This window comes from Enterobacter sp. 168J2 (genome assembly GCF_034107265.1).
In the GTDB taxonomy this organism is placed as follows: Bacteria; Pseudomonadota; Gammaproteobacteria; order Enterobacterales; family Enterobacteriaceae; genus Enterobacter; species Enterobacter nematophilus.
Genome location: NZ_JAWNEB010000001.1, coordinates 1,659,101 through 1,670,710, shown reverse-complemented (window position 1 = coordinate 1,670,710; position 11,610 = coordinate 1,659,101). Strand labels below are relative to the sequence as shown.

Annotated in this window: 14 protein-coding genes and 1 pseudogene; 7 read left to right on the top strand and 8 right to left on the bottom strand. The window is 55.2% G+C overall.

Annotated elements, in window-relative coordinates; all coding sequences use genetic code 11:
* Positions 1-104 precede the first annotated feature (104 nt).
* From USG84_RS08055 to USG84_RS08045, 3 genes are all read left to right on the top strand, one after another.
* The gene (locus USG84_RS08055) at positions 105-806 is read left to right on the top strand and encodes a phosphohydrolase (RefSeq protein ID WP_151413393.1); all 702 of its coding nucleotides are present in this window, start codon (positions 105-107) and stop codon (positions 804-806) included.
* 61 nt (positions 807-867) lie between these two features.
* Positions 868-2,283, top strand: a complete 1,416-nt coding sequence (locus USG84_RS08050; RefSeq protein ID WP_151413387.1) for a DNA cytosine methyltransferase — start codon at positions 868-870, stop codon at positions 2,281-2,283.
* A complete protein-coding gene (locus tag USG84_RS08045; RefSeq protein ID WP_253542648.1) occupies positions 2,264-2,755 on the top strand; it encodes a very short patch repair endonuclease in 492 nt (163 codons plus the stop codon). The genes USG84_RS08050 and USG84_RS08045 overlap by 20 nt, the downstream gene beginning before the upstream one ends.
* Here USG84_RS08045 and yedA read toward each other — a convergent pair.
* A complete protein-coding gene (gene yedA / locus USG84_RS08040; RefSeq protein ID WP_151413388.1) occupies positions 2,727-3,641 on the bottom strand; it encodes a drug/metabolite exporter YedA in 915 nt (304 codons plus the stop codon). The genes USG84_RS08045 and yedA overlap by 29 nt on opposite strands.
* A 175-nt stretch (positions 3,642-3,816) precedes the next feature.
* Here yedA and USG84_RS08035 point away from each other — a divergent pair, with 175 nt between their 5' ends.
* The 3 genes from USG84_RS08035 (at position 3,817) to dgcQ (ending at position 6,766) form a co-directional block, all read left to right on the top strand.
* On the top strand, positions 3,817-4,731 hold the full coding sequence (locus USG84_RS08035) for a DUF808 domain-containing protein (RefSeq protein WP_253543501.1): 915 nt from the start codon (positions 3,817-3,819) through the stop codon (positions 4,729-4,731).
* Between the two features lie 78 nt (positions 4,732-4,809).
* On the top strand, positions 4,810-4,992 hold the full coding sequence (locus USG84_RS08030) for a YodC family protein (protein ID WP_061097751.1): 183 nt from the start codon (positions 4,810-4,812) through the stop codon (positions 4,990-4,992).
* A gap of 73 nt (positions 4,993-5,065) precedes the next feature.
* On the top strand, positions 5,066-6,766 hold the full coding sequence (dgcQ, locus tag USG84_RS08025) for a cellulose biosynthesis regulator diguanylate cyclase DgcQ (RefSeq protein ID WP_151413390.1): 1,701 nt from the start codon (positions 5,066-5,068) through the stop codon (positions 6,764-6,766).
* Here the strand turns inward: dgcQ and USG84_RS08020 are convergent.
* Positions 6,751-7,551, bottom strand: a complete 801-nt coding sequence (locus USG84_RS08020; protein WP_151413391.1) for a mannosyl-3-phosphoglycerate phosphatase-related protein — start codon at positions 7,549-7,551, stop codon at positions 6,751-6,753. The genes dgcQ and USG84_RS08020 overlap by 16 nt on opposite strands.
* Positions 7,552-7,852: 301 nt before the next feature.
* The gene (yodD, locus tag USG84_RS08015) at positions 7,853-8,080 is read right to left on the bottom strand and encodes a YodD family peroxide/acid resistance protein (protein ID WP_048959254.1); all 228 of its coding nucleotides are present in this window, start codon (positions 8,078-8,080) and stop codon (positions 7,853-7,855) included.
* 136 nt (positions 8,081-8,216) lie between these two features.
* Here yodD and dsrB point away from each other — a divergent pair, with 136 nt between their 5' ends.
* Entirely contained in the window at positions 8,217-8,405 is a 189-nt protein-coding gene (dsrB, locus tag USG84_RS08010) for a protein DsrB (protein ID WP_013097741.1), read from the top strand.
* A gap of 102 nt (positions 8,406-8,507) precedes the next feature.
* Here dsrB and rcsA read toward each other — a convergent pair whose 3' ends face one another.
* From rcsA to fliO, 5 genes and pseudogenes are all read right to left on the bottom strand, one after another.
* Positions 8,508-9,131: a transcriptional regulator RcsA gene (rcsA, locus tag USG84_RS08005; RefSeq protein ID WP_013097740.1), complete on the bottom strand. Its 624-nt coding sequence runs from the start codon at positions 9,129-9,131 to the stop codon at positions 8,508-8,510.
* Positions 9,132-9,418: 287 nt separating this feature from the next.
* Positions 9,419-10,211, bottom strand: a pseudogene (gene fliR, locus USG84_RS08000) (flagellar biosynthetic protein FliR); the annotation flags it as partial.
* Between the two features lie 7 nt (positions 10,212-10,218).
* Positions 10,219-10,488 (bottom strand): flagellar biosynthesis protein FliQ, encoded by a 270-nt coding sequence (fliQ, locus tag USG84_RS07995; RefSeq protein WP_008500315.1) that lies wholly within the window; start codon positions 10,486-10,488, stop codon positions 10,219-10,221.
* Positions 10,489-10,497: 9 nt separating this feature from the next.
* Positions 10,498-11,235 (bottom strand): flagellar type III secretion system pore protein FliP, encoded by a 738-nt coding sequence (gene fliP, locus USG84_RS07990; RefSeq protein WP_061097755.1) that lies wholly within the window; start codon positions 11,233-11,235, stop codon positions 10,498-10,500.
* Positions 11,235-11,609, bottom strand: coding sequence for a flagellar biosynthetic protein FliO (gene fliO / locus USG84_RS07985; RefSeq protein WP_059355662.1), 375 nt, complete (start codon positions 11,607-11,609; stop codon positions 11,235-11,237). Before fliO ends, fliP begins: the two co-directional genes overlap by 1 nt.
* Position 11,610: the final 1 nt, after the last annotated feature.

Sequence of the window (11,610 nt, the reverse complement as noted above, 5' to 3'; positions counted from 1 at the left end):
GTATTGCGGGTAATTATTGTTAAGTATTTCGAATTTCTATTATTAAATTTATTTAATATGGCTATGTTATAATTCCTTCCCCATTTTCGTTACAGGAAAATATGATGGATATCACACAGTGGCAGCAGCGCTTTGAATCCTGGCTAAAAGAACATCACGCGACCGACGACACCGCGCACGATGTGTCACATTTCCGTCGCGTCTGGATGACGGCGCAGAAAATCATGGTGCATCACCACGTCGACCCGCTGACGATCCTGACCGCCTGCTATTTTCACGACATCTTCAGCCTGCCGAAAAACCATCCTGAACGCAGCCAGTCGTCGCGCCTGGCGGCGCGCAGGACGCGGGACATTTTGCACCGCGATTTCCCCGACTTCCCGCCCGATCGCTATGCCGCCGTGGAGCACGCCATTGAGGCGCACAGTTTCAGCGCCGGCCTGACGCCGCACACGATTGAGGCCAAAATTGTCCAGGATGCAGATCGTCTTGAGGCGCTGGGGGCGATTGGCCTGGCGCGCGTGTTTGCCGTGTCAGGCGCGCTGGGGGTACCGCTTTTTAACGCGGACGATCCGTTTGCCGACGCGCGCCCGCTTGATGACCGGGCGTTTGCACTCGATCATTTTCAGACTAAGCTGCTGCGCTTGCCTGATACAATGCAAACCGACGTCGGGCGCGAGCTCGCACAGCACAACGCCGATTTTCTGATTCAGTTTATGGCGAAACTCAGTGCCGAATTACAGGGCGACTGCATCGGGCTGGATAGCCAGATTCAACACCGCTTCCGTCTCAGTTTGCGAAAGTGAACTGTGGTAATCTGTTTTCAGTCTTTATTGCCCGGTTAAAAGAATGCAGGAAAATCGATCAGTGACAGAGCCCGCGCCTGAGCAGGCTGAGAAGTCAACGGCAACGGTACAGGCATTGCTGCGCCAGCTGCTGGATATTTATGACGCTAAAACGCTGGCAAACCAGCTGGTGGCGCACGGCGAGAGCCACTGGAGCCCGGCCATCCTTAAGCGACTGCTGACCAGCGATCGGGCAGGGCGCCGCCTGAGCGAAGGCGAATTTCGTTATCTGCAAAATCTGCTTCCGCTGCCGCCTGCCGCGCACCCGAACTATGCCTTCCGCTTTATCGATCTGTTTGCCGGCATCGGTGGCATCCGGCACGGCTTTGAAGCTATCGGCGGTCAGTGCGTGTTTACCAGCGAGTGGAACAAACATGCGGTACGCACCTATAAAGCGAACTGGTACTGCGATCCGCATGAACATCATTTCAACGCCGATATCCGCGACGTTACCCTGAGCCACAAAAGCGGCGTCACGGATGAACGGGCCGCCGAGCACATTCGTCAGACGATTCCGGCACATGACGTGCTGCTGGCGGGCTTCCCGTGCCAGCCTTTCTCGCTGGCCGGCGTCTCCAAAAAGAATGCTCTTGGACGCGCCCACGGTTTCGCCTGCGATACGCAGGGAACGCTGTTTTTTGACGTGGCCCGAATCATTGACGCCCGTCGCCCGGCCATATTCGTGCTGGAAAACGTCAAGAACTTAAAGAGCCACGACGGTGGAAAGACCTTCCGCATTATCATGCAAACGCTGGACGAGCTGGGCTATGACGTGGCCGATTCCGCGGACATGGGCGCGGATGACCCGAAAATCATCGACGGGAAACACTTCCTGCCCCAGCATCGCGAACGCATTGTGCTGGTCGGTTTCCGCCGCGATCTCAATCTGAAGGGGGATTTCACCCTGCGGGATATTCCCTCCTTATACCCCGAGCGTCGTCCAACCATTGCCGACCTGCTGGAGCCGGTGGTCGACGCGAAATTTATTCTTACGCCGATCCTGTGGAAATACCTCTACCGCTATGCCAAAAAGCATCAGGCCAAAGGCAACGGCTTCGGGTTTGGCATGGTGAACCCATACGATCCGCACAGCGTGACCCGCACGTTGTCCGCTCGCTACTACAAAGACGGCGCGGAAATCCTTATCGACAGAGGCTGGGATAAAGCGCTGGGCGAGAAAGATTTCGACGATCCGCAAAACCAGCGTCACCGTCCGCGGCGCCTTACGCCGCGGGAGTGCGCCCGGCTGATGGGCTTTGAAACGCCGCAGGGCTACCGCTTCCGCATTCCGGTTTCAGACACCCAGGCTTATCGTCAGTTTGGTAACTCGGTGGTGGTGCCCGCGTTTGCGGCGGTGGCAAAACTGCTGGCTCCGCGCATCAAACAGGCGGTGGCGCTCCGCCAGGGTGAGGCCGTCAATGACGGACGTTCACGATAAGGCCACGCGCAGCAAAAACATGCGTGCCATCGGCACGCGTGACACCGCGATTGAAAAGCGTCTGGCCGGGCTGCTGACGCAGGCGGGCTTTGACTTTCGCGTGCAGGATCCCGCGCTTGCGGGTCGCCCGGATTTCGTCATCGACGCGTATCGGTGTATTATCTTCACCCACGGCTGTTTCTGGCATCATCACGACTGCTACCTGTTTAAAGTCCCGGCGACGCGCACCGATTTCTGGCTGGAGAAGATTGGCAAGAACGTTGAGCGCGACGCCCGGGATCTCGCCACGCTTGTCGCGCAGGGCTGGAGAGTGCTGATCGTTTGGGAGTGTGCGCTAAGAGGACGGTTAAAGCTGAACGATGCCGATCTGAGCGAACGGCTGGAAGAGTGGATCTGCGGCGGCGGTGAAACCGCGCAGATCGACACCCAGGGAATTCACGCGCTTACGGTTTCTCCACCTCACAAGGCGTAACAACAGGCTTTGCCGGCAGCAAATATTTGCCTAAAGTCACCAGTACGACGGCAAAAACAATCACCCCTAAAGCTAACCACTCAACCGGAGAGAGCGTTTCACCGCCAAGCCCGGTGCCGAGCAGCACGGCCACGACCGGGTTGACGTAGGCATAGCTGGTGGCAACCGCCGGAGAGACGTTGCGGATCAGGAACATGTAGGCGTTGATGGCGATGAGAGAGCCAAACAGCGCCAGGTAGCCTACCGCCAGGAAGCCCGACAGCGGCGGCAGGGAAGTCAGCTTCTCTCCCGTCAGGGCTGAGGCCAGCAGCAGCACAATCCCAGCCGCAAGCATCTCTATTGCCCCCGCCATCATGCCGGTCGGCAGTTCGATACGCGAACCGTATACGGAACCAAACGCCCAGCTCATCGAACCGATAAGGATAATCACAGCGCCCCACGGATTCCCGCTCAGGTTACCGCCGCTGTTGAGGAGAATAATGCCGGCAAGGCCGATGCCAATCCCCAGCCACTCCAGCTTGCGGGTGCGGATGCCGAAAAGACGGCTAAAGCAGAGGGTAAACAGCGGTACGGTAGCAACGACCACGGCGGCGATCCCAGACGGTACGTTCTGGTGCTCGGCAATGGTCACAAACCCATTCCCGACCGCCAGCAGCAGCAGGCCGATCAGAGCGGCGTTCAGCATTGGGCGAAGCGGAGGAAGCTTATGCCCGCGCAGCAGCAGGAAGGACAGCAGCAGCACGCCCGCCGAAAGGAAGCGAATGCCCGCCATCATCAGCGGCGGCCAGCTTTCCACGCCGATGCGAATGACAAAATAGGTTGAACCCCAGATGATATACAGCGAAAAAAGTGCCCCGATAAGCGGAAGCAGTTGCCGGAAACGCATAATCCCTCACGACGAAATAAAAAGGTCGCTGATAGTAAACGCGAAAACTATCGCGCTGGCGAGCCCTTTAATTGTGTAGGTGATGTGAAATTTTTGTTGACGAAAGGTGCCTGTTTCCGCGATTGCGCTTTTGCTCCATACTATTCACTTAATTACCAAAAAAAGAAGGATCACCATTTTGGCAGGAAGTAGCTTACTAACATTGCTGGATGATATTGCCACCCTACTGGATGATATTTCCGTGATGGGGAAACTGGCGGCGAAGAAAACCGCCGGGGTGCTGGGGGACGATCTCTCGCTTAACGCCCAACAGGTGAGCGGGGTACGGGCTAACCGCGAGCTGCCGGTGGTGTGGGGCGTGGCAAAAGGCTCGTTTCTGAATAAAGTGATCCTGGTGCCGCTGGCGCTGCTGATCAGCGCATTCATTCCCTGGGCCATCACGCCGCTGCTGATGATTGGCGGGGCATTTTTATGCTTCGAAGGGGTGGAGAAAGTTCTGCACTCCTTAAGCGCGCGCAAGCAGAAGGATACCCCGGAGGCGCGCCAGCAGCGCCTTGAAGCGCTGGCCGCGCAGGATCCGAAAGTCTTCGAGCGCGATAAAATCAAAGGCGCCATTCGCACCGACTTTATTCTTTCAGCAGAGATCGTTGCCATTACGCTGGGCATTGTCTCCGATGCGCCGCTGCTGAATCAGGTGCTGATTCTCTCCGGGATCGCCATTCTGGTTACGGTAGGCGTCTACGGCCTGGTCGGGCTGATCGTTAAGCTCGATGATATCGGCTACTGGCTGGAGGAGAAATCCAGCGCGGTGGCAAAAGGCATCGGCAAAAGCTTGCTGACGCTGGCGCCGTGGCTGATGAAGAGCCTGTCCGTGGTGGGCACCCTCGCGATGTTCCTCGTGGGCGGCGGTATTGTGGTCCACGGCATTGCTCCGCTGCATCATGCTATCGAACATTTCGCCTCGGCGCAGGGGGGCGTGGTGGCAGCGATTCTGCCGACGCTGCTTAATCTTGTGCTGGGCTTTATCGTTGGCGCTATCGTGGTGGCGGCGGTGAAACTGTTCGAAAAAATGCGCGGTACGGCGCACTAATTGTTACCTGTTGCGGTGTGCAAAAAGACCATTCCTCGTCTAAATTGAAACAGTTTCACCCTGATACAGGAGGCAGGTATGGTCTTTTTGGTCAGTGATGAAGTTAAGCCTAAGAAGGGCGGCCCGCGGATGATTGTCACCGGGTATTCCAGCGGAATGGTGGAGTGTCGGTGGCATGATGGCTATAGCATTAAGCGGGAAGCCTTTCGTGAAGATGAGCTTCAGCCCGGTGACGGACAGCGCAAGCACGATCAGGCTTAATCACATAACGCCCGGCATTGCCGGGCGTTTTTACCTGAAGTAGCGGGTGTAAAGCAGTAATCAGGGAGTGTGTGTGCAGCGCGATACCTTTGTTGTAAGACGATCTTTTCTGCAATGGCTGCATAAGCGTAGCAATCCGGGTTTGATTGTTAACCTCTGTTTTATCGTTGTTCTGGTGTTTTCCACTCTCCTGACCTGGCGTGAGGTGGTGGTCCTCGAAGAGGCGTATATCTCCAGCCAGCGTAATCATCTGGAAACCGTGGCCAGCTCGCTGGACAGGCAGCTGCAGTACAGCGTGGATAAAATGCTGTTATTTCGCCAGAGCATGCGCGATGCGCTACAGACGCCGCTGGCCTTCAATGTTTTGCATGATGCGGTGTCGCGCTTTAACGCTCTCCGCATGCGTCCCACCTGGCAGCTTGTTGTTGATAAAAATCGCACGCTTCCGATTAACGGCGTCTCGGATGCGTTTGTCGAAAAAACCTCGCTTCTGAACCGGGATGCTGAACGCATCAGCAATGAAATTTCAGCCGCGCTTGAGGTGGGATACCTGCTCAGGCTGGCGACGTCGAGCAGGCATAGCGAATCGCGAGTGATCTACGTTTCACGCGCCGGGTTTTATCTTTCGACGGACACGCTATCAGAGGCGACCAATATTATCCCCCGCTATTATCACCTGGTCACGCAGTCCTGGTTTACCCAGCAGTCGGAACGTAACAATCGCACCCGCGCGGTGCGCTGGTTTATCTCCACGCCGTCATCCTGGACCGGTGACGAGAGAACAATCACTGCCAGCGTCCCCATCTATTTCAATCGCTACTGGTATGGCGTGGTGGCGATGGATTTTTCGCTGAACACGATGCAACGCCTGCTGGCAGAGGCGACGGACGACCGGACGGAGGGGGAGTATCAGCTGTACGACTCCCGGCTCAATATGATTGCCTCCACTGAAAAGACTGATAAGCAGGTGAACCATTTCGATGAACGCGAAATCGCGCAGATTGCGCAGGCGATCGAGCACGATACTGGCGGGGGCATCCGCCTCGGCAGCCGGTTCATCAGCTGGCAGCGGCTCGATCACTTTGATGGCCTGGTTTTGCGTGTCCATACTCTTCAGGAAGGGGTACAGGGCGACTTCGGCAGCATCAGTATCGTGCTGGCATTACTGTGGGCGCTCTTTACCGCGATGCTGCTGATTTCGTGGCTGGTGATCCGCCGGATGGTCAGCAACATGTACACGCTGCAGCACTCGCTCAAATGGCAGGCCTGGCACGACCCGCTAACCCGCCTGAATAATCGCGGCGCGCTGTTCGAACGCGCGAAGTTGCTGGCGGAGAAGTGTCATCAACAGTCGCTGCCGTTCTCGGTAATTCAGTTAGATCTCGACCATTTTAAAAGCGTCAACGATCGGTTCGGTCACCAGGCCGGTGATAAGGTGCTTTCCCACTCGGCAGGGCTGATTGCCAGCGCGTTGCGTAAAAACGACGTGGCAGGACGCGTGGGCGGGGAAGAGTTTTGCATCGTCCTGCCGGGGCTCGGCCTCGAGGAGGCGAGAGGCGTGGCGGAGCGTATTCGCTGTCGAATCAACAGCAAGGAGATTCTGGTGAAGAAGAGCACGACCCTGCGCATCAGCGCGTCACTCGGCGTCAGCAGCGCGCAGGAAAGCCAAAACTACGATTTCGAACAGCTCCAGTCCGTCGCGGATGCCCGGTTATACAAAGCTAAGCAGGACGGACGTAACCGGGTCGTCTGGCACGGTCATGACAAAAAATGATCCAGCCCCTCCTGCCAGCCGAGCGGCCCCGCCTGCCGGGTGTGATAAACCCGGCTGGGGTTATCGTCCCGTAACGTGATACCCTGGCGGTTGATGCCCTTAATCACCACCGCGTAGTCCACGCTGTCCAGCAGCGGCGCGTCGTTCGGCCCGTCGCCGAGCCCCAGGGTGGCGGGTTCAATATTTTCCTTTTCACGGTACTGCGCGACCAGCCAGTTAGCCGCAACGTCCTTACCGCAGCCGGCATCGAGAATATGCCAGAAACGGGCTCCCTGCAGGCATTTCAGCCCGCGTTGCGCCAGCGCCGCTTCAAACCGGGCCATGGCTTCGTCGGAATCACGCCAGATGAGGGTGACGGACGCGTCGTGCTTGCGGGCAAGCGCCGCCCGGTAGCGGGTCATCCCCGTCCATTCGCTGATGACGCGTTCGTCCACGTCGTCAAAGGTGGTGAATTTGAAGCCCGCCTGCTGGCGGATTTGCTCAATAAGCGGATGAATCTCCCGGTGCGTCATGCCGTTGACGTGGCGCTGACCCATTTCCCAGCGCACGTCAGGCTGAATCACCGCGCCGTTCTCAGCGATAAACGGTAGCCCTTCCAGACCCAGATCCTGCTGAATATCCAGCATCTCTGCCGCGCTCTTGCTGCTGCAAAGGATCACAGGTACCTGGTTATCCTGCAGTTTATCCAGCCACGGCATCGCGGGTTGCCACTCATAGGTATGAATATCCAGCAGCGATCCATCCAGATCGGAAAAAATCAGCAGGGGACTTCGGAGTGAAAGCATAGTAACTCCCAAAAACGAATAAGCCTTAATCTAAGAATATTCCTAAAAAATTATCCGAGCTTAAACCGGATTAAGGAGAACCGATCCAACCAAACCCGCATTCGGCGTATGTTGTTGCTCATAACCAAAACGATTATGTAAAAAATATTATATTCGCCGTAAGAATATATGCTTGTCATGCAAAATCGTTGGGGATAGTGTTGTTTGTACATCAGATTTCCTGGTGTAACGAATTTTCAAGTGCTTCTTGCATAAGCAAGTTTTGATCCCGGCCATCCCCATGACCGGGATTTTTTTCGTGCTAACGATTTGCTTCAGACACGCTAAAGTCGTGAATATCAAGCTCGAAGGCCTCCGCCAGCTCGCGGTAGGTGTGATAATCCCTCCCGTTAACAATGACGTGGTCCGAACCATCGTCCGTGCGGCGGACTTCTGACTCACTGATCTCATTGATGGCGGCCAGCAGGGCATCGACATCCACCTCGACCTCGCGTTTGATGGTGTCGCTGTACTCTTTATCGGTCTTCATTACGGGACTCCTCTTTCAACCTACAAACGTGTCCAGGGTTAAGTATAGCTTGTGCATAAAAACGCCATTCACGCCGTGCGGCGGTGTGTGTTTTTGCGTTTTGTTCTACACTGGCTCAAAACCAGAGGAGGAATGTATGAAGGTCAACGATCGGGTAACCGTTAAAACGGACGGTGGGCCGCGCCGCCCGGGGGTGGTGCTGGCAATTGAAGAGTTTAGTGAAGGCACAATGTACCTGGTCTCACTGGAAGACTACCCGCTCGGCATCTGGTTTTTTAACGAACTGGGGCATCCGGACGGCATTTTTGTTGAGAAAGCGGAGTAGTACGGCGTCGGGTGGCATTGCGCATGCCCGACAACGTCCGCAAAAGCAAAAATCTCTGGCCAGGCCAGAGATCAAAGGTAGGGTGCAAAGGGGTTTAAGCCACTAACGCATGTTGACGAAAATCCCGTTCGTCACATTATCGGTCAGACGTACCACGTGATAGATCACTTGCTTATTATGCGTTTTAATTTTCCTTTTAATATTTCCTTTGTGTGACGAAACGGTTTTCGCTTTAATATTCATCTGGTCAGAGATCTGAATAGTTCCTTGTCCCGCCATCCACATTCGCAGCATACTTGATTCAGTCCTGCTTAATGAAAGGGTGGGTAAGTTAACCGCTCCTACATTTTTAACTTCTTTATTCAAATAATCACCCAAAATGTCATCCAGCGACTCGGGTTTAATCGACTTAGAACTAATCAATAAATTTTTACGGACCAACAAATACTCATCGAAATGGATATTCGCGATCGCCATAAAAACAATAAACAGGGTTTTTGGATGCTGATTAATGATTTGCTTAATGTGCTGACTGTTGGCTGGATCGTGAATGAAACAGTCCTCATTAATAAACACCACGCCTGGTTTGAGTTCGTCACAAGCGGCTGCGAGTTCTTCAACGGTGTGTGCATCGTTGATGTCTCTCTTTCTTACCCCTCTGCTTGCCAGGTACCCGGTTAACCCTAGCCGGGTGTAGCTGCATAAATCCATAATGATCGTTGACATGGCATACCCTCACTCAATGCGTAACGATAATTCACCATCTGCCTGAGAGCTCAAAACAGCCATACGGGATGGAAAAAAATAATAAACCTGTGAGCATGACAAAGACTTTCAGGCGGACTCACTATCCCGTAAAGTTACGTATAATTTGCCAGGAATCTTCTTAAAGTAAAGTAAATATTAAGTATTGTGAGGTGGTTAGAAACATTTAAACCGCGTCAGATATATCCTGGAAGATGTTTTTCGCGTTTTATTTTAGGAATATCCTCAGAAAGACAATAGCGACCGTGAGGACTATTATTTACGAGGCAATTCGCTGACAATATCCGCTAACAGATTGAATATCTCGCCGAATAAATGTTCACAGAAGGGGGCGATAAGGGGCATCAGTAATGACATTAATAAAATTCCGACCGTCAACGTCAGCGGAAAACCAATCACAAACACCGAGAGCTGCGGTGCCATTCTGTTCAGTAAGCCTAATGCCAGGTTGACGGTGAGCAGCAGCGTGATGATCGGCAGAGCCAGCATCAGACCGTTGAGGAAGATCAGCCCCGCCGCGCGGGTAAGCGCGAGGAAGGCGTTGCTGTTGACCGGGTTATCACCGATCGGCAGCGTATGGAAAGTATCCACCAGCATGGAGATGAGCCACAGATGACCGTTGAGCGACAGAAACAGCAGCATGGCGAGCAGATCGATGATGCGCGCCAGCACCGGCATGTTGAGATGGCTGCCGGGATCGACAAACGTGGCGAACGATAGCCCCATCTGCAGTCCAATCAGCTCACCGGCCGTGCGCACGGCGGCGAAGGCGAGCTGCATGGTAAAGCCCACGGCGACGCCAATCATCACCTGCTGTAAAGCGACCCATATTGCGTTAGCCGAGAAGATGGGAATATTCACGGGCGGCAGGGAAGGGGCGACAATAATGGTGATGATAATGCCCAGCCCCACCTTAACGCGCTTGGGGATCGCTTTCTCGCTGAGAATGGGGGCGGTGGAGATCAGCGCCAGAATGCGCAGCATCGGCCAGAAATAGACGCCGAGCCACTGAACCCACTGGTCGCTGGTGAAGTGCAGCATCGTCAGGTCAGCCGATGATGTACGGCAGGTTGGTAAACAGGTTGCGCATATAGTCCAGCAGCAGGTTCAGCATCCACGGTCCGGCCACGATAATCGCCACGAACACGGCAATGATTTTCGGGATGAACGACAGCGTCATTTCGTTAATCTGCGTGGCGGCCTGAAGAATACTGATAATCAGGCCGGTAACCAGCGCGACAAGCAGCAGCGGCGCGGCAACGGCAATCGCGATTTTCATCGCTTCCGTGCCCATCATCATGACCGATTCGGGTGTCATTGCCGTTCCTTAACTGTAAAAACTCTGCGCCAGCGAGCTGACCAGCAGCTGCCAGCCGTCGACCAGCACAAAAAGCATGATCTTAAAGGGCAGGGCAATGGTGGCGGGCGGCACCATCATCATCCCGAGCGCCATCAGGACGCTGGCGATCACCAGGTCGATAATCAGGAACGGAATAAAAATGGTAAAGCCAATCTGGAACGCGGTTTTCAGCTCGCTGGTGACATAGGCCGGCAGCAGAATGCGCATCGGTACCGCTTCCGGCCCCTGCAGCTCGCCGGTGTTGGACAGGCGGGCAAAGAGGGCCAGGTCCGCTTCGCGCGTCTGGCGCAGCATAAATTCCCGCAGCGGCTGCGCGCCTTTTTCCAGCGCCTCCTGCATCGAGATTTTATCTTCGCTGAACGGCTGGTAGGCGTCGGTATAAATCTTATCGATCACCGGCGACATGATGAAAAAGGTTAAAAACAGCGCCAGCCCCAGAAGCACCTGGTTTGGCGGCGCCGAAGGGGTGCCCAGCGCGTTACGCAGCAGACCAAAGACGATGATGATGCGGGTGAAGCTGGTCATCATCAGCAGGATGGCCGGAATAAAGGTCAGCGAGGTGATGAAGACCAGCGTCTGAACCGGGAGCGACCAGCTCTGGCCGCCACCCGCAATCGGCGTGGAGACCAGACCGGGCAGCTGCGCATAAACCGCAGGAGCAAACAGGCCAATGCCCGCAAGCGTAAGGGATAACAAACGGCGCATCAGGATCTCCCGGAACGCTTAAGCAAACTCTTCATGACGGACTGAAAATCCGCAGGGGCTTGTGCGCGCTCGTCCACCGTGACCGGGGCAGGCGGCAGTTTATGTAATACGTTGATGTTTGAGCCGGTTACGCCCAGAACCAGACGTGCATCTTCTACATCGACGATGACCACGCGTTCGCGCGGCCCAAGCGTGGTGCTGGCGCTGACCTTCAGGCCGCGGGTGCCGGCAGTTTTACCCGCCAGGCCAAAACGCTTTGCCAGCCAGGCGGCGATAAGAATAAAGGCAATAATACCGAACAACGCCCCGCTCACCTGGAGCAGCGGGGAGCCGGGTACGGCGGACGGCTGTGATATTGTTGCCTGGGTTTTCATA

Coding starts and splice junctions, on each gene's coding strand:
- rcsA (WP_013097740.1), bottom strand. CDS start 9,131: ATGTCAACGATCATTATGGATTTATGCAGCTACACCCGGCTAGGGTTA.
- fliQ (WP_008500315.1), bottom strand. CDS start 10,488: ATGACACCCGAATCGGTCATGATGATGGGCACGGAAGCGATGAAAATC.
- USG84_RS08030 (WP_061097751.1), top strand. CDS start 4,810: ATGGTCTTTTTGGTCAGTGATGAAGTTAAGCCTAAGAAGGGCGGCCCG.
- dsrB (WP_013097741.1), top strand. CDS start 8,217: ATGAAGGTCAACGATCGGGTAACCGTTAAAACGGACGGTGGGCCGCGC.
- USG84_RS08055 (WP_151413393.1), top strand. CDS start 105: ATGGATATCACACAGTGGCAGCAGCGCTTTGAATCCTGGCTAAAAGAA.
- USG84_RS08020 (WP_151413391.1), bottom strand. CDS start 7,551: ATGCTTTCACTCCGAAGTCCCCTGCTGATTTTTTCCGATCTGGATGGA.
- yodD (WP_048959254.1), bottom strand. CDS start 8,080: ATGAAGACCGATAAAGAGTACAGCGACACCATCAAACGCGAGGTCGAG.
- fliP (WP_061097755.1), bottom strand. CDS start 11,235: ATGCGCCGTTTGTTATCCCTTACGCTTGCGGGCATTGGCCTGTTTGCT.
- yedA (WP_151413388.1), bottom strand. CDS start 3,641: ATGCGTTTCCGGCAACTGCTTCCGCTTATCGGGGCACTTTTTTCGCTG.
- USG84_RS08045 (WP_253542648.1), top strand. CDS start 2,264: ATGACGGACGTTCACGATAAGGCCACGCGCAGCAAAAACATGCGTGCC.
- fliO (WP_059355662.1), bottom strand. CDS start 11,609: ATGAAAACCCAGGCAACAATATCACAGCCGTCCGCCGTACCCGGCTCC.